This is a genomic window from Rathayibacter sp. PhB127, assembly GCF_003751665.1.
Lineage (GTDB): Bacteria > Actinomycetota > Actinomycetes > Actinomycetales > Microbacteriaceae > Rathayibacter > Rathayibacter festucae.
This window is the reverse complement of the sequence record NZ_RKHW01000001.1, coordinates 910,608-933,135: the sequence shown is the minus strand read 5'-3', so window position 1 is coordinate 933,135 and position 22,528 is coordinate 910,608. Positions and strand designations below refer to the sequence as shown.

Here is a 22,528-nt window from a genome sequence, read left to right as displayed (position 1 = left end):
AAACGTAGGGGCGGCCCCCGACATCCCGGGGCCGCCCGGATGAACCGGACGGGAACACTCGGCGCCGGGGCGGGATCGGCCGATGTCGGCGGCCTTCGCTAGCGTGGGGGCACCATGACCGAGCAGCTCAGCCCCGCGCTCGCGCGCCGCATCGCCCTGGCCGCCCAGGGCTTCGGTGCCGCGCCGCCGCCGCGGGTCGGCACGCGGCAGATCCTCGGCGTGATCGACCGGATCCGGCCGCTGCAGCTCGACTCGGTCAACGTCTTCGAGCGGAGCCACTACCTCCCCGTCCTCGCCCGGCTCGGCCCCTACGACCGCGCCCTCCTCGACGCGGTGGCGTTCTCGCCGAAGGGCCACTACCTCGAGTACTGGGCGCACGAGGCGGCGCTGATCCGCCGCGCCGACCTCCCGCTCTACCGCTGGCGGATGGAGCACTACCGCTGCGTCCGCCTGCCCGAGCACGAGGGCTGGGCGGCCGAGAACCGGTCCACGCTCGACTGGCTGCGCGCGGCCCTCGCCGACGGCCCGCTCCGCGCGTCGGAGATTGAGCACGAGGCCAACACCCGGACCGGACCGTGGTGGGGCTGGTCGGACATGAAGCGCGGGCTCGAGGTGCTCTTCCGCTGGGGCGAGGTGGTGACCGCCGGGCGCACGCGCTTCGAGCGCTCCTACGCGCTCGCCGAGCAGGTGCTGCCCCGCGAGGTGCTCGACGCCGAGGTCTCCACCGAGGACGCGGTCCGCGAGCTGGTGCGCCGCTCCGCCCTCGCGCTCGGCGTCGGGACGCTCGGCGATCTGGCCGACTACCACCGGCTGCTGAAGGCGCCGACGCTCGCGGCCGTGCACGACCTCGTCGACGCGGGCGAGCTGGTGCCGGTCGAGGTCCGCGGCTGGGAGCGCTCGGGGCGCCCGCTGCCCCTCTGGCGGCACACCGCGGCGCGGCGACCGCGCGAGCTGCGCGCCGACGCACTGCTCTCCCCCTTCGACCCGGTGGTCTGGCACCGCCCGCGCGCCGAGCTGTTCTTCGACTTCCGCTACCGGATCGAGATCTACACCCCCGCGGCCCAGCGCGTGCACGGCTACTACGTGCTGCCCGTGCTGCTCGACGACGTGATCGCGGCGCGCGTCGACCTCAAGAGCGACCGGCAGAACGGTGTGCTGCGGGTGCAGGCCGCGTGGCGCGAGCCCGGAGCGCCGCCGGACACGGCCGAGCGCCTCGCCGCGCTGCTCGTCGCCGCCGCGCACTGGCAGGGGCTCGACACCGTCGACGTCGTCGGGCGGGGCACTCTCGCGCCCGAGCTCCTCGTCGCCCTCACCACCGGCCACCGGGAGGTCCTCGCATGAGCGGTCCGCAGGAGCGGCAGGGCACCATCGCGCTCGCCCTGTCCGAGAAGTGCGTCGCCCTGCTGCTCGAGCGCGGGACCACGAAGGGCGTCAGCTCGATCGACCTGGCGCACGCCGCCGGCATCTCGCTGCGCACCTTCCACCGCTACCTCGGCGGCAAGGAGGACTGCGTGCGGCCCGTGCTCTACGCGGCCATCGCGGCGATGGCACGCGAGCTCGTCGCGCGACCGGAGTCGGAGTCGCTGAACACCGCGCTGGGCGCCGCCTTCGCCGCGGCCGCGTCCGGCCCGCAGCTCGAGCGGACGCTGCGGCTGATGCCGCTGCTCACCGAGACGCCCGGCATGCGCGCGGTCTGGGCGCAGTCGCTGCACGACGGCGAGGCCGCGCTCACCCCGAGCATCGCGCAGCGGATGGGGCTCCCCGCGGCGGACGAGCCGCGCGCGGCCGTGCTCGCCACGGTCGTGCTCGCGCTGGTGCGGCGCGCCCTCGTGGACGCCGTCGCGACGGGCACGGACCCGTCCCCCGTCTTCGACGAGTACCTCACGACGCTCGACGGCGGCCCGCTCGCGGCGGGAGCCCCGGCGGCGCGCTGACGGCGGGTCTCGATACGCCGCTGCGCGGCTACTCGACCAGCATGAGGGGGCGACGTTGCGCAGCTACTCGACCGGCATGAGGGGGCGCCGCCAGGGCCGCTTCCCCCGCGGCGTCAGAACTGGACGCGGGGCGGCTCCGAGATGGCGGCGAGGTCGCCGACCTCGAAGAACTCGCGCTCGGAGAAGCCGAGGCGGCGGGAGAAGAGCGTGTTGGGGAAGACGGTGACCTTGGTGTTCATCTCGCGGACGCCGCCGTTGTAGAAGCGGCGGGCCGACTGGATCTTGTCCTCGGAGTCGACCAGCTCGCCCTGCAGCTGCAGGAAGTTCTGGCTCGCCTGCAGCTGCGGGTACGCCTCGGCGACGGCGAAGATCGACTTCAGCGCCTTCTGCATGTGGTCCTCGGCGGCGGACGCCTCAGCCGGACCCTGCGCGGAGAGCGTCTCGGCGCGGGCACGGGTCACCGAGTCGAACACCTGCCGCTCGTGGGAGGCGTAGCCCTTCACCGAGTCGATGACGTTCGGGATCAGATCCGCCCGCCGCTTCAGCTGGACGGTGATGTCACTCCAGGCCTCGTCGACGCGGACGTTCAGCGTGACGAGGGAGTTGTAAGTGGCCCAGAGGTAGATCCCGAGGATCACGACGAGCACGACGACGACGATGAGCGGGACGAGCCATTCCATGCCGACAAGTGTAGGGAAGGACCCCGCGCCGTTCCCCGGAGTCCGGCGCATTCGCAGAGACGCCGGTGGCGCTACTTGAGGGTCTTCTGCATCAGCACGGTGCTCAGCCAGCGCTCGAACTTGAAGCCGACGCGGCCCATCCGGCCGACCTCGACGAAGCCGTACTTCGCGTGCATCGTCAGCGACGCCTCGGCCCCCTTGTCCGCGATGACGGCCATGACCTGGCGGATGCCGACGGCCTTCGCGCGCTCGAGCAGCTCGGTCATCAGCGCCTTGCCGAGGCCCTTGCCGGTCGAGGCGGCGCGCAGGTAGATCGAGTTCTCGACCGTGAAGCGGTAGGCGCGCTTGGACGACCACGGCGACACCATCGCGTAGCCGAGGATCTGCCCCGACGGTGAGACGGCGACGATGAACGGCAGCCCGAGCTTCTGGTTGCGCGCGAACTTCGAGCGCCACTCCTTCAGCGTCGAGTCGTCCTCGTCGAAGGTCACCACGGTGTTCCGGACGTAGTGGTTGTAGATCTCCTGGATGTCCGGCAGGTCCGCGCTGCGCGCCTCGCGGATCTCGAAGGAGAACTCCGGCTCGGGGGCGGGTGCCCGGCGCAGGTGCGGCGGCAGGACCCGGCGCTGCTCGTACTCTTCCTCGAGCATCTCGCTCCTTCTCGGCGGTGGTGGTCGGCATCGCTGATCCCGGGCGGCGGCCGCGATCCGGGCCAGCGTAGCCGGGGTGGCGGAGCGCCGCACGCGCGGCGGGCTGCGGTGGGCGGGCCCCGAGGCTCAGGGCAGGAGCGCCCAGTCGACGGGCTCGGCCCCGCGCTCGGCGAGCAGCTCGTTCGCGCGGCTGAACGGCCGCGAGCCGAAGAAGCCGCGCGACGCGGACAGCGGGCTGGGGTGGGCGCTCTCGACGATGCCGGAGTCGCCCAGCAGCGGCCGGAGGTTCGCCGCGTCGCGCCCCCAGAGGATCGCGACGAGCGGCTGATCGCGGGCGACCAGCGTGCGGATCGCGTGCTCGGTGACCCGCTCCCAGCCCTTGCCGCGGTGCGAGGCGGGCGCGCCGGGTGCGACGGTGAGGACGCGGTTGAGCAGCAGCACCCCGCTGCGCGTCCAGCCGCTGAGGTCGCCGTGCTCGGGCGGGGCGACGCCGAGGTCGTCGCGGAGCTCGCGGTAGATGTTCTGCAGACTCCGCGGCAGCGGCCGGACGTGCCGATCGACGGCGAAGGACAACCCGATCGGATGCCCGGGCGTCGGATACGGGTCCTGCCCGACGATCAGGACGCGGACGTCCTCCAGCGGCGCGGCGAACGCGCGGAGCACCTGCGCCCCGGCGGGGAGGTAGGGCCGCCCGGCCGCGGTCTCCGCGCGGAGGAAGTCGCCCATCGCTGCGATGTCGCCGGCGACCGGGGCGAGCGCCTCGGCCCAGCCGCGGTCGATCAGGCCGGCACCGGCCAGCTCCTGCAGGTCCACGCTCAGCTCGCGGCGAGTGTGGCGACCGACACTCCGGCCTCGCCCGCGCTCGCGCGCCAGACCGAGCCGGCGCCGCGGACGCGCAGGGCGCCCATGCCGACGGTGAGCACCGTCGACTCGTCGATCGCGACACCGCCGTCGACCAGTCCGGCCTCGACGGCCGCGACCAGGCGGCCGAGCGTGCCCCACTGCGCGGCGTGCACGTCGATCGAGACGTCGACCAGGCCGATGCCCTCGAGCACCGTCACCTCGTCCAGCTCCTCGGCCGCGAGCTCCGGCGCCACGGCGACTCCGCCGATGCGGTCGCCGCCGACGATCGCGCGGTCGGCCGCGACCGCGGCGCCCGCCGAGTAGCCGGCGTACGGCACTCCGGAGGAGACGAGGTCGCGCAGGCGCGGGAAGGACGCCTCGAGCGCGTCGCGGTAGGCGGGGGTGAGTCCGCCGCCGACGAAGATCCCGTCGACGTCGTCGAAGACCGCGGGGTCGATCCGGCCGCCCTCGGGCTTCATCACCGCGAACGGGAGGAGCTTGCCGACCGTGGCGAGCGTCGCGGCCCAGCCCGCGTAGACCTCGGGGCCGAGGCCGTCGTGCACGACGACGATCGCGATCCGCGGGCCCTCGATGCGGCCGGCGTCGACGGCGCGGTCGTGCGCCTCCGCCAGGAACGCGCCGTAGAGCTGCGAGTCGTGCTCGGCTCCGCCGCCGCCGCCGATCAGGTGGACGCTCACTCGTCGTCCTCCGCGAGGGCTCCCGCCACCGGGGGCAGCGCCGACCACGGGAAGACGATCCAGCGCGGCGTGCGCCGCCAGAAGAAGTCGGGCTCGAGCACCGTGCGGGGCTTGGTGTAGAGGGTGACGGTCTGCACCTCGGCGCCCATCGCGCGGATCAGGTCGACCGAGAGGGCGAGAGTGTGGCCGGAGTCGGAGACGTCGTCGACCAGGAGGATGCGCTTCCCGCGCACGGACGCCTCGTCCAGCAGCGGCGGCAGGACGACGGGGGCGGCGAGCCGCGCCTCGACGCCGGTGTAGAACTCGACGTTGAGCGCACCGCAGCTCTTGATGCCCAGCGCGTAGGCGACCGCGCCCGCGAGCAGAAGACCGCCGCGCGCGATGGCCACGACCAGCTCGGGTCGGTAGCCGGAGGCGACGACGTCGTCGGCGAGATGGCGAGCGGCGTCACCGAACTCGAGCCAGCCGAGGACCTCCTTCTCCGTAGCGGCGAGGAGGGCGGCGGAGTCGTCGGCGTCGGAAACCATGAGGGACAGGCTAGAGCGTCGCGAGGCCCCGCGTCACATCGCAAGGCCCCGCGACGGGCGCCTGTCACGCCTTCGGGGTGAGCGCGCCCTTGATGACCTTGTGCGGGGCGGCCTGCGCCACCGGCTTGATCGTCACCAGATCGAGGTTGACGTGCGGCGGCAGCTCGACGGAGGAGACGATCGCCGCGGCGACGTCCTCGGCGACCAGCGGGGCGGGGACCTCGGCGTAGACCTTGTCGGCGCGCTCCTTGTCGCCGCCGAAGCGGACCAGCGAGAACTCCTCGGTGTGCACCATCCCGGGCGCGATCTCGATCACGCGGATCGGCTCGCCGGCGAGCTCGAGACGGAGCACCGCGACGAGCGCGTGCGCGGCGAACTTCGCGGCGTTGTAGCCGCCGCCGCCCTCGTAGGCGACGTGGCCGGCGATCGAGGTGACGGTGACGACATCGGCCGAGCCCTCGGAGCCGGCGTCGGCGATGCCCGCCCGGAGCAGCGGGAGCAGAGCGCTCGTGACGAGCTTGACCGAGAGCACGTTGATCTCGAACATCCGGGTCCAGTCGGCGGGGTCGGACGCCTCGACCGAGTCGAGGCCGAGCGCGCCGCCGGCGTTGTTGACGAGGGCGTGCACGGGGCCGGTCTCCGCGAGGTGATCGCGCAGCGCGTCGACCTGCGCCGCGTCGGTGAGATCGGCGACGAACAGGCTCGCCCCGGTCTCCGCGGCAAGCGCCTCGAGCCGCTCCCGGCGGCGGGCGACCGCCACCACGTCCCAGCCGTGCTCGCGGAACAGGCGGACCGTCGCCGCACCGATCCCCGAACTCGCTCCTGTCACCACGACGCGTCGAACCACGCTCGTCCTCTTTCCGTCAAGCCTCGGACACCATCGACTCCGTCGTCGGAGCCAACGCTAGCCTGGCCGCATGCAGCCCGCCGACCCGGCTCCCGCCACTGCCGGGTCGCCCACCGCCCCCAAGCGCCGCGTGCCCCTCTGGGACAACGCCCGCTTCGTCTGCGTCGCGCTCGTGGTGATCGGCCACGGCATCCAGCGGCTGACCGCGAACTCGGACACGTCGCTCGTCGTCTACCTGACGATCTACGCCTTCCACATGCCGGCCTTCGCGATCATCTCCGGCTACTTCTCCAAGGGAGGAGCGCCGAACGCCCGCGCGATGCGCCGGGTGCTCACCGACATCCTGCTGCCCTACCTGATCATGGAGACGATCTGGACGCTGGTGCAGTTCGCGGTCGAGGGCAAGCAGGAGTTCAACCCGACCAAGCCGAGCTGGACCCTGTGGTTCCTGCTCGCGCTCGGGATCTTCCGGCTGGTCCTCCCCTACCTCGCGCTGCTGCGCTGGCCGCTGCTGATCAGCGTGGTGCTCGCCGTCGGCGTCAGCTACTACGACAACATCGACTCGACCTTCTCGCTGGCGCGGGCGATCGGGATCCTGCCGTTCTTCGTCTTCGGCTGGCGGCTGCGCGGCTGGAAGGCCGGCTCCCGGCTGCTGGTGGACCGCTGGCTCGACCTGACGCCGCGGCAGATCCTGCTCTCCCGGGTGATCGCCGTCGCGCTCTTCGCGGCGACGGTCGTCGTGATGACCGTCAACATCGACGCCTTCCGCGCGGCGGACCTGCGCTACTGGTTCTTCTACGACCGGCCGTACGACGCGCTCGGCGAGACCGCCTGGTGGGCCGGGCTCGTCCGCCTGGCGCTGATGGCGACCGCGGTCGTGCTCTCGCTCGCGCTGTTCAGCCTGATCCCGCGCCGACGCACCGCGATGACGGCCTGGGGGCAGTCGACGATGTACGTCTACCTGCTGCACAGCTTCGTGCTCTACCCGCTGCGCGAGTCCGGGCTGCTGTCCGCGACCGAGAGCACGGTCGCGCTGATCCTGATGATCGTCTTCTGCATCGCGGTCGCGATCGCGCTCTCGCTGGGCTGGACGCGCACCGTCTTCCACAAGATCGTCGAGCCGAGGGCGACCTGGCTCTTCGCGCCGGTCGTCGACGAGCGGCCCGAGCGCCCGAACCGGGCCGACCCGACCGGGTCCAAGCGCGACCCGCATCCGACGTCCGGGATCCGCACCGGCCGCTGATCCGTCGCGGTTACCCCGTGTGTCGGGCGCCCTGGCCGCGCCGGGGACCCGCACCTAGGCTCGTCGCGACGGGGAACGGCCTTCCGTTCCGAACCGACGATGCGATGGGATGCACCATGACCGACTCCGAGAAGTGGCAGTTCGAGACCAAGCAGATCCACTCCGGAGCCGCGCCCGATCCCGTCACCAAGGCGCGCGCGACCCCGATCTACCAGACCACCTCCTACGTCTTCGACAACGCCGAGCATGCGAAGAACCTCTTCTCGCTCGCCGAGTTCGGCAACATCTACACCCGCATCCAGAACCCGACCCAGGCGGTCGTCGAGGAGCGCCTCACCGCGCTCGAGGGCGGCTCCGGCGCGCTCCTGCTCGCGTCCGGCCAGGCGGCCGAGACCGCGGCGGTGCTCAACATCGCGCAGGCGGGCGACCACCTCGTCTCGTCGTCGTCGATCTACGGCGGCACCTACAACCTCTTCAAGTACACGCTGGCCAAGCTGGGCATCGAGACGACTTTCGTCGAGAACCAGGACGACCAGGAGGAGTGGCGCCGCGCGGTCCGCCCGAACACCAAGCTCTTCTTCGCCGAGACCATCGGCAACCCGAAGATCAACATCCTCGACATCCGCGCCGTCGCCGATGTCGCGCACGCCGCCGGCGTCCCGCTGATCGTCGACAACACGATCGCGACGCCGTACCTGATCCGCCCGTTCGAGCACGGCGCGGACATCATCGTGCACTCGGCGACCAAGTTCCTCGGTGGTCACGGCACCGTGATCGGCGGCGCGATCGTCGACGGCGGCACCTTCTCCTGGACCGCGAACGCGGCGAAGTTCCCGGGGCTGACCACGCCGGACCACTCGTACCACGGCGCGGTCTACACCGACGCGGTCGGCGACGCCCTCGCCTACATCATCAAGGCCCGCGTGCAGCTGCTGCGCGACCTCGGCGCCTCGATCGCCCCGGCGAGCGCCTGGCAGCTGATCCAGGGCATCGAGACGCTGTCGCTGCGGATCGAGCGCCACGTGCAGAACGCGCAGGAGATCGCGGAGTACCTGGAGAACCACTCCGACATCGCGACGGTCAACTACTCGGGACTGCCCACCTCGCCTTGGTACGCGGCGGCGAACCACTACGCGCCGAAGGGTGTGGGCGCGGTGCTCTCGTTCGAGCTCAAGGGCGGGGTGGACGCGGGACGCGCCTTCGTCGACTCGCTCGTGCTGTTCTCGCACCTGGCGAACATCGGCGACGTCCGCTCGCTCGTCATCCACCCGGCGTCGACCACGCACTCGCAGCTCACCCCGGAGCAGCAGCTCACCGCCGGCGTCACCCCCGGGCTCGTCCGCCTCTCGGTCGGCCTCGAGAACATCGACGACCTCCGTGCCGACCTCGCCCAAGCCCTGCAGGCCGCCCGCAGCGTCGTCGAGGCCTCCCGCGCCAACGCCTGACGGCATGCTGGTCGAGTAGCCGCGCAGCGGCGTATCGAGACCCACCGTGCTGAGAACGGCGGATCTCGATACGGCCGCTCCGCGACCTACTCGATCAGCATGAGGGGGTGCGCCGCAGCCGGGGCCTGCGCGATCAGCATGCGAGGGTGCGCCGCAGCCGCGGCCTACTCGATCAGCAGGACGAGCGTCACCCCCGCGTAACAAAGGCCGGCGCCCCGCTGCGCTCTGCCACGATGGACACCGCTATGGACTGGCAGCAGACACTCGAGGACACCGTCCCTTCGGCGTTCGTCACCGAGCGCCAGCTCCGCTCGGTGATCGGCAAGCCCCCTGCCACCGGGGCCTGGCGCGAGGGCGACCACCCCGGCGGCCGGCGCTTCGTCGAGATCGGCCCGTACGCCTTCGAAGCGGGCGGTCGCCTCCCCCACGTCCGGGTGGCCTACGAGAGCTGGGGCGAGCTCTCCCCCGCACGCGACAACGCGATCCTCGTCCTGCACGCGCTGACCGGCGACTCGCACCTCATCGGCCGCGGCGACCCGGGTCACGCGACCGACGGCTGGTGGTCCGGACTCGTCGGCCCCGGCCTCGTGATCGACACCGACCGCTACTTCGTCGTCGCTCCGAACATGCTCGGCGGCTGCCAGGGCTCGACCGGCCCCGCCTCGCTCGCCCCCGACGGGCACGAGTGGGGTGCGCGCTTCCCGTACACGACGATCCGCGACCAGGTCGCCGTGCAGGCGCTCTTCGCCGACCGCCTCGGCATCGACCGCTGGCACACCGTCATCGGCGGCTCGATGGGCGGGATGCAGGCGCTGGAGTGGGGCATCGACCACCCCGAGCGGGTCGCCCGGCTCGCCGTCCTCGCCGCTCCCCCGCGCGCCACCTCGGACCAGATCGCGCTCAACTTCGTCCAGCTCGAGGCGATCCGCACCGACGCCGCCTTCGCGGGCGGCGCCTACTACGACGCCGGCGACGGCAAGGGCCCGTACCACGGCCTCGCGCTGGCCCGCCGGATGGCGCTGCTCAACTACCGCAGCCCGTCCGAGCTCAACGACCGCTTCGAGCGGAGCTGGCAGTCCGGCCTCAGCCCGCTCGGCGGCGGCGGCCGGTTCGCGGTCGAGTCGTACCTCGACTTCCACGGCAACAAGTTCACCCGGCGCTTCGACGCCAACAGCTACATCACCCTCGTCGAGGCGATGAACTCGCACGACGTGGGGCGCGGGCGCGGCGGCGAGGCGGAGGCGCTCGAGCGGATCACCAGCCCGACGCTCGTGCTCGGGATCGACAGCGACCGGCTGTTCCCGGTGGACGGGCAGCGGATCATCGCCGCCCACGCCCGCGGCAACATCGACGGCGACGAGGTCGCGGTGATCAGCTCGACGTTCGGGCACGACGCCTTCCTCATCGAGGACGACGCGGTCGGCGGCCACCTCGCGAGGCTCCTCGCGGTCTGACCCGATCCCGGCCGTCCCGCGGGCCGACCGCCGGTCTGTGACTATCGTGAGACGGGGGTCCGCCCCGCGCCGCCCACCGGAAGGAGCGTGCCCGTGCCGTTGGTCCGCAGCGCTCGCGAGCGCGACCGCCTCCTCCGCCAGTCCGCGTGCGGCATCGGCCTCCTGATCGACGCCACGGCGATCGCCCTGGTCCTCGGCCCCGGGGCAGTGGCGCCCGACGCCGTGCCGTTCGCGGTGGCGCTGCTCCTCGGACTCGCCGTCCTCCACCTGCAGCTCGGCCGCAGCGGACGCACGCTCTGGGTGCTCCTGCTCGCCGCCGGCGGCCTGGCGCTGAGCATCGGGCTCGCGAGCGCCATCGGCGTGAGCAGCGGCTTCGAGGGCTACGTGCTCGTCGGCACCGCCAACGCCGTCACCAGCACCGTCGCCGTCGTCGTCACCACCTCCGTCCGCCGGCTGCTGCTGCTCCTGCCCGTCCTGGTGCCGAGCGTGGTCGTCTCCGTGCTGGTCGCCGAGGAGGCGATGCTGTCCAACGCTCTCGTGCAGAGCCTGCTGCCCTGGGGCACGCTCGCCGGCTTCGCGCTCTGGATCAGCACGGCCGTCCCCCGGGTCGTCCGGCGCATCGACAGCATCGGCAACGCGCACCGCGTCGAGCGGCAGGCCAGCGAGACGGAGGCGCAGCGCCGCCAGGGAGCGCGGCTCCTGCACGACACGGTGCTCGCGACGCTCACCCTGCTCGCACACTCCGGCCGCGGCGTCTCCGAGGATGCGCTCCGCCGCCAGGCCGCGCAGGACGCGCAGCTCCTGCGCCAACTGCGCCTCGGCGGGACGCCGACGCCGAGCGCGTCCGGCTCGTACCAGCTGACCAGCGTCACGGCGTCGCCCGCCGCGACCTCGCTCGAGGACGTCCGGGACCGGTTCGGCCGGCTGGGCCTCGAGGTCGTCCTGCACGGCTCCGGGGAGGTCGTCCTCGAGGGCGACGCGCTCGACTCCTTCCTGCTCGCCCTCGCCGAGTGCCTCGAGAACGTGCGGCGGCACTCCGGTGTCGAGTCCGCCGACGTCACGATCACCGAGGACGAGCAGACCGTCCGCGCGATGGTGACGGACGCCGGTGCCGGCTTCGACATCGCCACGGTGCCCGCGACGAAGCTCGGCTTCAAGGAGTCGGTCGTCGCGAGGCTCGCGGACGTCGGCGGCCGCACCCGGCTCTTCAGCTCGCCCGGCTCCGGCACCACCGTCGTGCTGGAGGTGCCCAAGTGAGCGCCGGCACCGAGCAGGCCTCGCCCCTCCTCGGCGGACCCGGCGCCGCTCCTCGCCGGCCCGACGGCTCGCCCCGCTCCGCCCGCGCGCGGAAGGGACAGCAGGAGACCCTCGGCACCAGCTACCTCGGCAGCGGCCTCACCGGCATCGCGGCGGCGCTGATGGTCTACGAGCTCCTGGTCTTCCTCGCCACCGTCGACGACTACGCGCGGCCGGGGCTGGTCGTCGTCGCCTGGCTGCTCCTCGTCGCCTCCTTCACGGCGACCGTGGTCGCCATCCACGTCTGCGGACAGCGGCTGCCCACCGCCGCCTACGTCGGCCTGCTCGTGGGGATCACCGGGGCCGTGGCGCTGGACCTGATCGCCGTCGCCGGTCACGGTCCTTCCGCCGCCGTCCCGACCGCCGCGGTGGCCGCCGCGGTCGCCCACGCCGCGATGATCGTGCACCGCCGCAGCCTCGAGGTCCTCGCCGTCGCCTTCGCCATCGCGGTCGCCGAGCTCGTCGCCTACAGCGCCATGGGCTCGGGCGACGAGACCTCGTTCTCGGTGCGGATCAGCGCGATGGCCGTGACCCTCGCTCCCGCCGTTGTGGCGGTCGTGATGATGCGCGGCTTCCGACGGATGGTCCAGCTCGAGATCGACCGCGCCCTCGTCCAGAGCACCACCCTCGGACCGCGCTACGCGGTCGGCATGCTCGCCTCGGAGGAGCTCGCCCGCCTCGACCTCGCGGCCGAGCGCCTGCTCGCCGAGGTCGGCGACGGCACGACCGTCCTGCCGCTCGATCCGCACCGCGCCGCGCACGCCGCCGCGCTCGCGACCAGCCTCCGCCTGCACCTGATCGAGGGGCGTCGCGAGACCTGGCTGCACCACGCGATCCAGGAGTCCGAGCTGCTGGCCCCGCTCGTCGATCTGCACGACCCCGACGGCACCGCCGGCCTCCTCGGCCACCAGCAGCGGGACGGCCTGCTCTCCGCCATCTGGCTCATCCTCGACGGCGCCTCCGGGCTCACCGTCGTGCTGCACGTCGAGGCGGGAGCACCGCGCGAACCGGACGCCGACGCTCCGCCGCGCTCCCTGCTGGTGCCGCTCACTCTGCAGTCCGAGGGCGTGCCCGTGCGCGGAGTCGATCCCGCGACGTGGGAGGCTATCGCACAGGTCGGTGCGTTCCGCGACACGTCGCACGACGACGCGCTCCGGATCGAGATCGACTGCTACGTCGAGAATCCGGCCGATCGCTGAGCAGAGACGACCGCCCCGCCCTCCCGCCGAGCCGAAGGACACCGATGACCTCCACCGCAGAACCGAAGATCACGCTCGCCGTGGTCGACGATCACAAGATGCTCCTCGGTGCCCTCACGGAGTGGATCCGCGGCGCCGCGTCGGACATCCAGCTGGTCGCCGCGGTCGCGTCCTGGCCGGAGCTGCTCACCCACCCCGAGTTCCCCGTCGACGTCGTGCTGCTCGACCTGGACCTCAAGGACAACATCCCGATCTCGGTCAAGCTCTCCACGCTGAAGACCACCGGCGTGAAGACCGTGCTGATGAGCACCTACTCCGAGCCGGCCGTGGTCCGCGAGGCCCTCGCCTCGGGCGCGCTCGGCTATCTCGTCAAGACGGAGGACGCCGACATGATCGTCGAGGCGATCCGCGCGGCCAAGGATGGCCACTCCTACATCTCGCACGAGCTCGACATGGCGCTCTCCACCGGTGACTCCGACGGCGCCCCCAAGCTCAGCGCGCAGGAGCGCCGGGTCATGGCGCTCTACGGCGGCGGCGAGCCCGTCAAGTCCGTCGCATTCGAGCTCGGCATCTCCGAGGAGACCGCGAAGTCCTACCTCAAGCGCATCCGCGAGAAGTACCGCGTGGTCGGCATCGACGTCGGCACCAAGGTCGCGCTGCGCAAGCGCGCCATCCACGACGGCATTTTGATCGAAACGGATTGAGGTGGGCGCGTTCCGCAGAGCGTCTTACGGCGGCTGCGGAAATCCGCTGGCATGCCGTCCCGAGAGATGCGTGCCCGCTTCCATGCTGGTCGAGTAGCCCCGCAGGGGCGTATCGAGACCCACCGGCGTCGACACGGCGGCATGCAGACCCCCCGTCCGGTGCCGGCGAGTGCCGCCGGGCCGGCCTTACAGGGCGTTGACCGGGACGCTGCCCGTGGCGGGGCGGGCGGGGTCGCGCGGCGCGTCGACGGTGCCGCGGGCGCGGTCGATGGCGATGCTGGCGAACGCGAGCAGGATGCCGGCCGCGGTGAGGCCCACGCCGACCCAGATCGGCGACAGGTAGCCGAGGCCGGCGGCGATGGTCACCCCGCCGAGAGCGGCGCCGACGGAGTTGCCGATGTTGAGCGCGGAGTGGTTGAGCGCCGCGGCGATGGTCTGGCTGTCGCGGGCGACGTCCATCAGCCGGGTCTGGATGGCCGGCGAGGCCCCCGCCGAGAAGCCCGCCGCGAGGAACGTGAACACGACCAGGCCCACGACCGACGTCGCGGTCAGCGCCAGGCCGATCAGCGACACGAGCACTCCGAGGAACAGCACCACGAGTGCGAGCCGCACGTTCCGGTCGGCCGCCCAGCCGCCCGCCAGGTTGCCGACCGTCATGCCCAGGCCGATCACCACCAGGATCCACGGCACGGCGCCCAGCGGCAGGCCGGTCACCTCGGTCGACAGCGGCGTGATGTAGCTGTACATCGCGAAGAGTCCGCCGAAGCCGATCGCGCCGATCAGCAGGGTCATCCAGACCTGCAGCCGGCCGAAGGCCTTCAGCTCGTTGCGCATGGTCGCCCCAGGGTTCCCCCGCTGGAACGGCACGAGCAGCCACACGGCCACCACGGTCACAGCGAAGATCGCCGCGACGACCAGGTAAGCGCTGCGCCAGCCCGCGTTCTGCCCCACCCAGGTGATGGCGGGCACTCCGACGACGTTCGCGATCGTGAGCCCCGACAGCACGAAGGCGACGCCCTTGCCGCGCTTGCCCGGCCCCATCAGGTCGGCGGCGACGAGGGAGGCGATGCCGAAGTACGCGCCGTGCGGCAGCGCCGCGACGAAGCGGGCGGCCAGCACGAGCGGGAAGGTCGGCAGCAGGGCCGAGGCGACGGTCCCGATCGTGAACGCGGCCAGCAGCATCAGCAGCAGGCGCTTGCGCGGCCAGCGGGCGGCGGCCGCGGCGATCGTCGGAGCACCGACGACGACGCCGAGCGCGTAGGCGGAGATCAGCAGCCCGGCCTGCGAGTTGGCCTGCTCGGAGCTCACGGCGTAGACGTCCGGGAGCAGGTCCGCGGCGAGCTGCGGCAGCAGCCCCATCGCGACGAACTCGGTCGAGCCGATGCCGAAGCCCCCCATCGCGAGGGCGAGCAGGGCGAGGCGGGTCCGGGCCGGGGAGAGGGTCACCGGTCCACGATAGCGAGGATCGGAAGCGGATCGAAACGATTCGAGTCGGAGAGCGCTCCCGCGCGCCTCACTCCTCGAGCGCGCGGCCGAGCCGCTCGATCTTCGCGTCGATCTCGCCCGAGTAGCCGGGCCGGATGTCGGCCTTCAGCACCAGCGACACCCGCGAGCCGTAGGCGCCGACCGCCTCGGTGGCGCGCTTGATCACGTCGAAGACCTCGTCCCACTCGCCCTCGATCTCGGTGAACATCGAGGTCGTGCGATTCGGCAGGCCGGAGTCGCGGACGATGCGGACGGCGGCGGCGACGGCGTCGTGGACGGAGGCGTCGGGGCCCTCACCGCCGGACGGAGCGACGGAGAATGCGACCAGCACGAGGGACCTCCCAGCGGATCCGACCACCGGACCCGCCGTCCAGCCTAGGCGCGCGGACCGCCGACGGCACCGTCGGCCAGCACGGTCTGCGCGAGCGGCGACCGCTCCCCCGAGGCCTCCGGCGAGACGTCCCCCGCACGGCTCCCCGCCCGCCACAGCTCGCGGAGCACCCAGCCGAGCAGCACGAGCAGCAGGACGTTGCGCACGGTCAGCGCCAGCACCATGCCCGCGTTCGACCAGAGCAGGAAGAGGTAGAGGTACGGGTAGACGATCTGCGTGAACACCGCGATCGCCAGGGTCAGCTTCGCCGGCGTCGCGAAGTCGCGACCGGCCACCACGAGCCCGACGATCACCGGCGGCGCCAGCCAGACGATGTACTGCGGCGAGAGCACCTTGTTGATGTCGATCAGCACCAGCACGAGCCCGAGGCTCAGCAGCGGCAGCAGCCGCACCGGCGACGCCTTCGCGCGCAGCGCCCGGAGACCGAGCAGCACCGTGCCGATCACCGCGAGCGCGAGCGCCGGGTTCATCAGCTCGGCGGCGACATCGGTGAACGGGCCGTGCATCTCGAAGGTGTTGATGTCGGCGGCGTACCAGACGTAGCTGCCGGCCCAGCCGCCGATCGAGAGCCACATCCAGAGCGTGCTGACGGGCGCCTCGATCTGCAGACCGCGCGTGGTCTGGTCAGTGACGAAGCTGAAGACGTACTCGCCGCCGCCGAGCGCGTACACGCCGGCGATGATCGCGACGGAGAGCCCGGCGCCGACGGCCACCAGCCGCCAGCGGCCGCGCAGCACCAGGACGGCGGCGCCCAGCAGGGCCGCGGGCCAGACCTTGATCCACGTGGCGACGGTGAGCGCGAGCGCGGCGATCACCGGGCGGCTCGAGGCCCAGAGCAGCCCGGCGATGGCGAGCGGAACGGTGAAGGCGTCGATCCGGCCGACGGCGATCGGCCCGAGGAGCACCAGGAAGAGCAGCCACCAGCGCGCCGCGGCGAGCCGGGCGGGGACGCCCCGGTGCAGGAGGAGCGCGAAGGCGGCCGCGTCGACGGCGAGCACGCCGGCCAGCCAGGTCAGATCGTAGCCCGCCTCGCCGAAGAGCCAGGCGGCGCTGATCGGCACCAGAGCGAGGATCGGGTAGACCCAGCCGGTGTCGAAGCCGACGAGCCCGCCGCCCTCGACGGCGGTCCGCATCCAGCCCTTGTAGACGATGCTGACGTCGCCCATCGGCAGTCCCGGGGCGTACAGCGCGAGCAGGGAGAGCAGGACGTGCACGAGGGCGAAGCCGCTCCACAGCACGGCGGCGGAGTCGCGGTTCTCGCGCAGCCACGCGATCGGGCGCGAGGAGGCCCGGGGGGCGGCGGTCTCTGAGGCGGCAGGGGTCGGCACCGCGTCAGTGTAGACGGCGCCCTCATCGGACCCCTGAACGGCGCTGGGAACTCCTCCCTGAGCGGCCACCGGCCGCATCAGTACCCGGCGAAGGCGTCGGTGCGGACCTTCTTCGCACCGGCCGAGCGGAGGGCGCCGCGGACGGAGTCGACGAACGCGGGCGAGCCGGAGACGAAGCCGACGCGGCGGGGCGCGTCGGGCACGGCGTCCGCGAGGCGCTCCGCCGTGATCCGTCCGGCGACGTGCGACCAGCCCTCGGGCAGCCGATCCGGCGCTTCGGGCGAGACCAGCACGACGCGGGCCCCGGAGGCGCGGAGGAGCTCGCGGTACGCCACGTCCTCCAGCCGGGCGGCCGCGTAGACGACGACCACGTCGCGCTCCGGTCCGGCCGCGATCGCCGTGAGCTGGCTCGCGAACGGGGTGATGCCGATGCCGCCCGCGACCAGGAGCAGCGGCGTCGCCGGGTCGGCCGGCAGCACGAAGTCGCCACCGACGCTCGTGACGCGGACCACGGCCCCGGGCTCGAGACCGGCGAGCGCCCGCTTGAAGCTGCTCGCCTTCTCGGGCAGCCGCATGGCGACGGCGATCTCGCCGTCGGTGGGAGCGGAGGCGATGGAGAAGGTGCGCCGGCTCCCCCGGCCGTCGGAGCGGTGCGGCACGTCGAGCTCGAGCCACTGGCCCGCCTCGAAGCGCACCGGCGTCCGCGGGGCGAAGCGGTACTCCGTGATGCCCGGCGCGATGACGCTCGAGGAGCGCAGCTCCAGCGACAGCCGCCGGCGCTGGCCGAAGAAGAACGCGATCGCGTTGCCCGCGACGAGGCCGAGCTCCGGGCTCGCGTGCAGCGGTCCGAGCGAGAACGGGACGGTGGTCAGCAGGGCCGCGACGACGGCCACGATCAGCTGCTGCGAGCGCTTGGGCGCCAGGGTCAGCGGCTCGGTCAGCATGAAGGCGCCGGCGAACACGAACGGGTACGCGGTCAGGACCAGCGACAGCGCGGCTCCGGGCTCCTGGCCGTTCATCACCGAGTTGAGCACGGACACGGCGCCGGCGACCGCGACGAACACGACGACGATCGCCCAGCGGCGCACCCGCGCGACGACGACGAGCGCGCCGAGCAGCACCCACGGCCAGAGCGCGCCGGTGGGCAGCGCCCAGGCCGCGGCGGTCAGCGAGCCGGCGAACGGGGTGTCCTGCAGCAGGCCCTGCGCGATGCCGACGATCAGCACGGCGACGGCGGCCGGGTTGAAGAGGTGGCGCCCGCGCCAGACCAGCACGTACTTCGAGGCGGCGGCGATCACGCCGATCAGCGCCACGACGAGGAGGGCGCGCGGCTCCGAGGTCGGGAAGAGGAGGAACGCGATCAGCAGTCCGGTCACCAGCGACGACTCGAGGTGGGCGGGCGAGCCGACCAGCCGGGCGATCAGCCAGGTCGCCCCGGTCGTCGAGACGATCGCCACGACCGCCGTCGCCGCGATCTCGATCGGTGTGAAGAAGATCAGCCCGGCGGCGGAGTAGCCGAGCGCGACCACGAGGAGCGCGGCGAGCGTCAGCCAGACCAGCCGGTACATGGTGATGCGACCGAGGGCGCGATCGAGGGTGCCGAGCATCAGAAGACCTCTCCGGGGAAGCGGGGCGAGTAGTGCAGCCCGCCGGCGCTGAGCACGCGGACGAACTCGAAGTCGAAGCGCTCGGCGAGCACCTCGGGCGGGCGGACGAAGAGGGCGGTCGCGAGTCCGTCGGCGACGAGGGTGCTGTCGGCGACGACCCAGGTGGCGACGACCGTGTCGACGGGACGGCCGGTGCGGCCGTCGAGGACGTGGTGCAGCCCGTCGCCCCAGGCCCGCCGGTTGCCGGCCGAGGCGCAGAGCGCTCGCTCGCCCGGCTCGGCGACGCCGATCGCGCGGCTCGCGTCGAAGGGGTGCTCGAGGCCGACGCGGTAGGCGCCGACCCCGCGGGCGCGCAGGTCGCCGCTCGCGTCGACGACGGCGCGCTCGACACCGGCGCTCGCGAGCTCGTCCAGGACGAGGTCGACGAGCTGACCCTTGCCGGCCGCGCCGACGTCGAGCACGACTCCGGCGGCGGTGCGCAGCGTCGCTCCCCCGCCGCCGCGGGCCGCGGCCCAGGACGGAGCCGGCGCGACGGGGCCGCGCGGCACCAGGGAGTAGGCCGGGTCGTAGCCGAGCTGCTCGAGGGCGTCGCCGACGAACGGCGTGACGCCGCCCCCGGTCAGCGCGAAGAGCTCGTCGTAGAGGGCGAACAGCTCGACCGCCTCCGCCGGGAAGACGTGCTCGCCGGGCTCGGTCCGAAGGCGCGAGGCGGCGGAGTCGTCGCGGAACCGCGACCAGGTGCGGTCGTAGGCCTCGATGCGCGCGCGGACCCGTTCGCGCACGACCGCGTCCAGCGGTGCGTCCGTGTCGATCTGCCAGGTGGTGCCGATCGCGTCGAACCGCCAGGCGCTCTCGAGGACGCGCCGGGTCGCGGTCGGCGCGGCGTCAGGGTGCAGAGGTTCAGGCCGCGGCATCGGCCTTGATCGTCTCGACGGCGTCGTTGAAGCCGCCGGAGGTGAGCGAGGAGCCGGAGACCTTGGTGACGTCGAGCTCGTCGAGGCTCTTGCCGACGACCTCGCCCGAGATGCCGCTGGCGAAGCGGGTCTGGTACTCCTGGCCGGTCGGGTTCTCGGACTCGGGGGTCACCGTGACGGCGGTGACGACGCCCGACTCGAGGGTCAGCTCGACGCCGACCGACTCGTTGCCGCCGGGCGAGGTGTAGGAGCCGTCGGCCTCGTAGGTGCCGTCGGCGTAGGCGCCGGTCGCGGCGGAGCCGGTCGAGTCGGTGCCGGTCGACTCGGAGGAGGAGGCGCTGGAGGTGGCGGCGGGCGCGCTGGTCGCGGCGGCGCTCGAGCCGGCGTCCTCGGTCCCGGCGGTGGCGGTGCTCGAGCAGGCGGCGAGGGCCGCGAGGGTGCCGGCTCCGGCGAGGAGGGTGAGGGCGTAGCGGACGGGAGTCGTGGTCTTCGCGGTCATGTCTGTTCTCCTGTGTGGGGGTCGGACGCGGCTGTCGTCTCCGACGCTAGGGCCGGGAGCTCGGGGGTTCCGATGAGGCGGCTGTGCGGCTCCGATGTCCGGGTCGCGGGGGAAGCCCGCCTCTCCTGTGTCAACGGACCGAGGACGCGATCGGTTCAGTGCGGCGGGCGATGCCGGCGTTTCAGTTCAGCAGCCGCGCGACGACGCCGGGGAGCTGCTCGGCGATGTCGAGGGCCGCGATCGGCCCGCCTCCGGACGCCGCCGCGCCGGCCTGCGCGTGCAGGACGGCCGCGGCGGCGGCGACCGCCGCGAGATCCTCGTCCCCGAGCGCCGTCCCCCGGCTCTCCGCGTCCGCGGCCCGGCCGGCCAGCAGAGCGCCGAGCACTCCGCCGAGGACGTCGCCGCTGCCCGCCGTGGCGAGCCAGGGCGTCGAGCCGCTGACCTCGTGGGCGGTGCCCCCGGAGACCACGTGCGTGGTGCTGCCCTTGAGCAGCACGCAGACCCCGAAGTGCTCGGCGGTGCGCCGCGCCCAGCCGCTCGCGTCGGCGGCGATCGCGGCCGCGTCGACGTCCACCCCGGCGCGCGTGAGCAGGCCGGCGAGCTCGCGGTAGTGCGGAGTGACGACCACCGGCCCGCGAGCCTCGCCGATCAGGTCGAGCGCGCCCGCGTCGAGCACCACGGGGACCCCCGAGTGCAGCTGCTCGAGCAGGACGGCGCGCTCGTCCTCGGACCGGTCGTCCGCGCTCGTCCCGGAGCCGAGGAGCCAGGCCTGCACCCGCCCGGCCGAGGTCACGACCTCGGGGCGACGCGCCAGCACAAGGGCGGACGGCCGCTCCGGCCCGAGGTAGCGCACCATGCCGAGCCCGGTGCGCACCGCCGCCTCGACCCCGAGCACCGCCGCCCCCGGGTAGCGCTCGGACCCGGTCGCGATCCCGAGCACCCCGCGGCTGTACTTGTCGTCGTCGGCGCGCGGCACCCGCACGGCCAGCGCCGCCTCCGCGAGCCCGAACTCCCTCTGCCCATCCGTCATTCCGCCAGCCTAGGTCGCACCCCCGACGCCACCCTCTGCGCGATCCACCCGCAGCAGAACGTCGGCAGCCGCGCGCTTGTTGACCGCGGGTCTCGACACCCCCTGCGGGCTACTCGACCAGCATGGTCGAGCCCGCGCCGACGCGCCCCGCACGCCCTGTCGCCTCGCCCGCCCTGACCGCCGGCGCGCGCGCCGATGCGCCTTCCCTGCTGATCGAGTAGCCCGCATCGCGGGCGTATCGAGATCCATCACCGTCAGAACGGCGGCGGCACATCGACGAAGCGCGGTCGCCGGGGCGGGTCCGGCGGCCGCCCGGGCAGCGGGGGCGGCCGGTTGCTGATGCGCCTGCCGGTCGGTGTCGTCCACACGATCGTCCCGTCGTCGTCCTTCGTGTACGTCCACCGGTCGCCGTGCCGGAGGTGATGGTGCGCCGTGCACAGTGAGACGAGGTTCTCGAGCGAGGTCTCGCCGCCGTTGCGCCACTCGATCGTGTGGTCCGCCTCGCTGCGGGCGGAGGTGCGCAGGCAGCCGGCGAAGCGGCAGGTCTGATCCCGCAGCTGCACGTGCAGGCGCATGCGGGACGGCGGGAGGCGCTGCGTGCGGCCGACGGAGACGACCGCACCGGTGTCCCGATCGGTCAGGACGCGCGTGAAGGAGGCCGCCGTCCGGATGAGCTCCCGCGCGACAGCGGCGGGGACGGGGCCGTAGCCGTCCAGCTCCGCTGGTTCGTCGTCGAGGTCGACGGCCGTGGAAGCCGCGAGCGTGAGCCGCACCTCCGCCCGGACACCGGGAACGAACGTCGGGTCGGGCCGGTCCTCGGCGTCGGGAGTGGTGCCGAAGATGTCGCCGTCGCAGAGCAGATCCACGGCGACGTCCGCGCGAAGCTGCGAGAGCGTGCGCACATCCCCGGCATCGCGCAGAGAACGGGCCATCCGGTCGGCACGGTCGTAGGCGCCCATCACCGCAGAGGCCGGGCCGTACAGGCAGAGCGTCGCCATCCCGTCCACGTCCGGCGTGACCCACACCGCCCGGTCCGTCCGGGCGCGGGCGTGCCGCGCCGCGAGGGACTCCTGGTGCAGCTCCTCCCGCCAACGGCGCAGGGCGCGACGCAGCTGCGTCAGCGTCATCGACGGCGCCGCCTCCGCGACGCGCTCATCGAGAGTGGCGCGGGACCCCTCGGGGAGGCTGCTGGCGATCGCGCAGATCGCCTCACCCTCCTCCCAGTGCAGGCGCGCCTGCGCGAGCAGCTCGCGCGTCAGCGGGAGGTGCTCGAAGAGCAGCTGCGCGTTCTCGAGACGGCGGGCGATCACCTGCTCCGACAGACCCTCCGCGACCGCGAGCTCTGCGCGGATGGAGCGCTCGACGAGATCGCGGGTCTCGCCGGGGGTCGCGCCGCGGGCGAAGGCGTCGGGGTGGGCGAGGGCCGTGCGACGGAAGTCGTAGAGGAATCGGGCCTCGGCGAGACGCGGCCGGGCTGCGGCGCGGGCGTTCGCGGCGGCGCCGTCGCTGAGGGCGCGCAGGTGCTTCAGCACCTCTTCCGTCGATCCGAACTCCGTCATACGAGTATTGAAGCAGGGACCACCGACACGGGGTCCGGCTCGAGGGTGCAGCGGGACGATCGCGGGCTGAATCGGGGCTGTGGAGGAGGCACTGCGCTGGTGGGCGGGTCTCGATACGCCCCTGCGGGGCTACTCGACCAACATGTTCCGCCACCGCCACCGCCACCGCCACCCCAGCGTTCAGCGAGGCCTCTA

At 73.0% G+C, this 22,528-nt stretch carries 22 protein-coding genes; 8 read left to right on the top strand and 14 right to left on the bottom strand.

Annotated features, from left to right (window positions below):
- Positions 1 to 114: 114 nt before the first annotated feature.
- Positions 115 to 1,341, top strand: a complete 1,227-nt coding sequence (locus EDF22_RS04590) for a winged helix-turn-helix domain-containing protein (RefSeq protein ID WP_123702728.1) — start codon at positions 115 to 117, stop codon at positions 1,339 to 1,341.
- On the top strand, positions 1,338 to 1,934 hold the full coding sequence (locus EDF22_RS04585) for a TetR/AcrR family transcriptional regulator (RefSeq protein ID WP_123702726.1): 597 nt from the start codon (positions 1,338 to 1,340) through the stop codon (positions 1,932 to 1,934). Before EDF22_RS04590 ends, EDF22_RS04585 begins: the two co-directional genes overlap by 4 nt.
- A gap of 113 nt (positions 1,935 to 2,047) precedes the next feature.
- Here EDF22_RS04585 and EDF22_RS04580 read toward each other — a convergent pair whose 3' ends face one another.
- The 6 genes from EDF22_RS04580 to EDF22_RS04555 form a co-directional block, all read right to left on the bottom strand.
- On the bottom strand, positions 2,048 to 2,614 hold the full coding sequence (locus EDF22_RS04580; protein ID WP_123702724.1) for a LemA family protein: 567 nt from the start codon (positions 2,612 to 2,614) through the stop codon (positions 2,048 to 2,050).
- Positions 2,615 to 2,685: 71 nt separating this feature from the next.
- On the bottom strand, positions 2,686 to 3,264 hold the full coding sequence (locus EDF22_RS04575; protein WP_123702722.1) for a GNAT family N-acetyltransferase: 579 nt from the start codon (positions 3,262 to 3,264) through the stop codon (positions 2,686 to 2,688).
- Between the two features lie 126 nt (positions 3,265 to 3,390).
- Positions 3,391 to 4,077 (bottom strand): uracil-DNA glycosylase, encoded by a 687-nt coding sequence (locus tag EDF22_RS04570; RefSeq protein ID WP_397459887.1) that lies wholly within the window; start codon positions 4,075 to 4,077, stop codon positions 3,391 to 3,393.
- 2 nt (positions 4,078 to 4,079) lie between these two features.
- Complete coding sequence (locus EDF22_RS04565; protein WP_123702721.1) at positions 4,080 to 4,805, bottom strand: Type 1 glutamine amidotransferase-like domain-containing protein; 726 nt, start codon at positions 4,803 to 4,805, stop codon at positions 4,080 to 4,082.
- On the bottom strand, positions 4,802 to 5,332 hold the full coding sequence (locus tag EDF22_RS04560) for a phosphoribosyltransferase (RefSeq protein ID WP_123445400.1): 531 nt from the start codon (positions 5,330 to 5,332) through the stop codon (positions 4,802 to 4,804). The genes EDF22_RS04565 and EDF22_RS04560 overlap by 4 nt, the downstream gene beginning before the upstream one ends.
- 64 nt (positions 5,333 to 5,396) lie before the next feature.
- Positions 5,397 to 6,179 carry an SDR family NAD(P)-dependent oxidoreductase gene (locus tag EDF22_RS04555; protein WP_243840058.1) on the bottom strand — a complete coding sequence of 261 codons (783 nt, stop codon included), beginning with the start codon at positions 6,177 to 6,179 and terminating at the stop codon, positions 5,397 to 5,399.
- A 70-nt stretch (positions 6,180 to 6,249) separates the two neighbouring features.
- Between EDF22_RS04555 and EDF22_RS04550 the strand changes: the two genes are divergently transcribed.
- The 6 genes from EDF22_RS04550 (at position 6,250) to EDF22_RS04525 (ending at position 13,520) form a co-directional block, all read left to right on the top strand.
- Complete coding sequence (locus tag EDF22_RS04550) at positions 6,250 to 7,422, top strand: acyltransferase family protein (RefSeq protein WP_123702719.1); 1,173 nt, start codon at positions 6,250 to 6,252, stop codon at positions 7,420 to 7,422.
- 116 nt (positions 7,423 to 7,538) lie between these two features.
- The gene (locus EDF22_RS04545; protein WP_123702717.1) at positions 7,539 to 8,867 is read left to right on the top strand and encodes a bifunctional o-acetylhomoserine/o-acetylserine sulfhydrylase; all 1,329 of its coding nucleotides are present in this window, start codon (positions 7,539 to 7,541) and stop codon (positions 8,865 to 8,867) included.
- Between the two features lie 245 nt (positions 8,868 to 9,112).
- A complete protein-coding gene (locus tag EDF22_RS04540; RefSeq protein ID WP_123702715.1) occupies positions 9,113 to 10,321 on the top strand; it encodes a homoserine O-acetyltransferase in 1,209 nt (402 codons plus the stop codon).
- A gap of 93 nt (positions 10,322 to 10,414) precedes the next feature.
- Positions 10,415 to 11,578, top strand: coding sequence for a sensor histidine kinase (locus EDF22_RS04535; protein WP_260303282.1), 1,164 nt, complete (start codon positions 10,415 to 10,417; stop codon positions 11,576 to 11,578).
- The gene (locus tag EDF22_RS04530; protein WP_123702711.1) at positions 11,575 to 12,816 is read left to right on the top strand and encodes a hypothetical protein; all 1,242 of its coding nucleotides are present in this window, start codon (positions 11,575 to 11,577) and stop codon (positions 12,814 to 12,816) included. The genes EDF22_RS04535 and EDF22_RS04530 overlap by 4 nt, the downstream gene beginning before the upstream one ends.
- 44 nt (positions 12,817 to 12,860) lie before the next feature.
- A complete protein-coding gene (locus EDF22_RS04525) occupies positions 12,861 to 13,520 on the top strand; it encodes a response regulator (RefSeq protein WP_123445394.1) in 660 nt (219 codons plus the stop codon).
- Between the two features lie 186 nt (positions 13,521 to 13,706).
- Here the strand turns inward: EDF22_RS04525 and EDF22_RS04520 are convergent, their stop codons facing one another.
- From EDF22_RS04520 to EDF22_RS04485, 8 genes are all read right to left on the bottom strand, one after another.
- Positions 13,707 to 14,918 (bottom strand): MFS transporter, encoded by a 1,212-nt coding sequence (locus EDF22_RS04520; protein ID WP_123704698.1) that lies wholly within the window; start codon positions 14,916 to 14,918, stop codon positions 13,707 to 13,709.
- Between the two features lie 115 nt (positions 14,919 to 15,033).
- Entirely contained in the window at positions 15,034 to 15,336 is a 303-nt protein-coding gene (locus EDF22_RS04515; RefSeq protein ID WP_123702710.1) for a thiamine-binding protein, read from the bottom strand.
- 44 nt (positions 15,337 to 15,380) lie between these two features.
- Entirely contained in the window at positions 15,381 to 16,724 is a 1,344-nt protein-coding gene (locus EDF22_RS04510; protein ID WP_185038730.1) for a glycosyltransferase family 87 protein, read from the bottom strand.
- Positions 16,725 to 16,801: 77 nt separating this feature from the next.
- A complete protein-coding gene (locus EDF22_RS04505) occupies positions 16,802 to 18,331 on the bottom strand; it encodes an RnfABCDGE type electron transport complex subunit D (protein ID WP_123702706.1) in 1,530 nt (509 codons plus the stop codon).
- The gene (locus tag EDF22_RS04500; RefSeq protein WP_123702704.1) at positions 18,331 to 19,245 is read right to left on the bottom strand and encodes an FAD:protein FMN transferase; all 915 of its coding nucleotides are present in this window, start codon (positions 19,243 to 19,245) and stop codon (positions 18,331 to 18,333) included. Before EDF22_RS04500 ends, EDF22_RS04505 begins: the two co-directional genes overlap by 1 nt.
- Positions 19,232 to 19,744 carry an FMN-binding protein gene (locus EDF22_RS04495; protein ID WP_123702702.1) on the bottom strand — a complete coding sequence of 171 codons (513 nt, stop codon included), beginning with the start codon at positions 19,742 to 19,744 and terminating at the stop codon, positions 19,232 to 19,234. Before EDF22_RS04495 ends, EDF22_RS04500 begins: the two co-directional genes overlap by 14 nt.
- Before the next feature lie 181 nt (positions 19,745 to 19,925).
- Entirely contained in the window at positions 19,926 to 20,774 is an 849-nt protein-coding gene (locus EDF22_RS04490; RefSeq protein WP_123702700.1) for an ADP/ATP-dependent (S)-NAD(P)H-hydrate dehydratase, read from the bottom strand.
- Positions 20,775 to 21,028: 254 nt separating this feature from the next.
- Entirely contained in the window at positions 21,029 to 22,333 is a 1,305-nt protein-coding gene (locus EDF22_RS04485) for an HNH endonuclease signature motif containing protein (RefSeq protein ID WP_123702698.1), read from the bottom strand.
- Positions 22,334 to 22,528: the final 195 nt, after the last annotated feature.

Coding starts and splice junctions, on each gene's coding strand:
- EDF22_RS04520 (WP_123704698.1), bottom strand. CDS start 14,918: ATGGGGGGCTTCGGCATCGGCTCGACCGAGTTCGTCGCGATGGGGCTG.
- EDF22_RS04590 (WP_123702728.1), top strand. CDS start 115: ATGACCGAGCAGCTCAGCCCCGCGCTCGCGCGCCGCATCGCCCTGGCC.
- EDF22_RS04560 (WP_123445400.1), bottom strand. CDS start 5,332: ATGGTTTCCGACGCCGACGACTCCGCCGCCCTCCTCGCCGCTACGGAG.
- EDF22_RS04490 (WP_123702700.1), bottom strand. CDS start 20,774: ATGACGGATGGGCAGAGGGAGTTCGGGCTCGCGGAGGCGGCGCTGGCC.
- EDF22_RS04505 (WP_123702706.1), bottom strand. CDS start 18,331: ATGCTCGGCACCCTCGATCGCGCCCTCGGTCGCATCACCATGTACCGG.
- EDF22_RS04580 (WP_123702724.1), bottom strand. CDS start 2,614: ATGGAATGGCTCGTCCCGCTCATCGTCGTCGTCGTGCTCGTCGTGATC.
- EDF22_RS04525 (WP_123445394.1), top strand. CDS start 12,861: ATGACCTCCACCGCAGAACCGAAGATCACGCTCGCCGTGGTCGACGAT.
- EDF22_RS04500 (WP_123702704.1), bottom strand. CDS start 19,245: ATGCCGCGGCCTGAACCTCTGCACCCTGACGCCGCGCCGACCGCGACC.
- EDF22_RS04585 (WP_123702726.1), top strand. CDS start 1,338: ATGAGCGGTCCGCAGGAGCGGCAGGGCACCATCGCGCTCGCCCTGTCC.
- EDF22_RS04550 (WP_123702719.1), top strand. CDS start 6,250: ATGCAGCCCGCCGACCCGGCTCCCGCCACTGCCGGGTCGCCCACCGCC.
- EDF22_RS04495 (WP_123702702.1), bottom strand. CDS start 19,744: ATGACCGCGAAGACCACGACTCCCGTCCGCTACGCCCTCACCCTCCTC.
- EDF22_RS04545 (WP_123702717.1), top strand. CDS start 7,539: ATGACCGACTCCGAGAAGTGGCAGTTCGAGACCAAGCAGATCCACTCC.
- EDF22_RS04575 (WP_123702722.1), bottom strand. CDS start 3,264: ATGCTCGAGGAAGAGTACGAGCAGCGCCGGGTCCTGCCGCCGCACCTG.
- EDF22_RS04485 (WP_123702698.1), bottom strand. CDS start 22,333: ATGACGGAGTTCGGATCGACGGAAGAGGTGCTGAAGCACCTGCGCGCC.
- EDF22_RS04540 (WP_123702715.1), top strand. CDS start 9,113: ATGGACTGGCAGCAGACACTCGAGGACACCGTCCCTTCGGCGTTCGTC.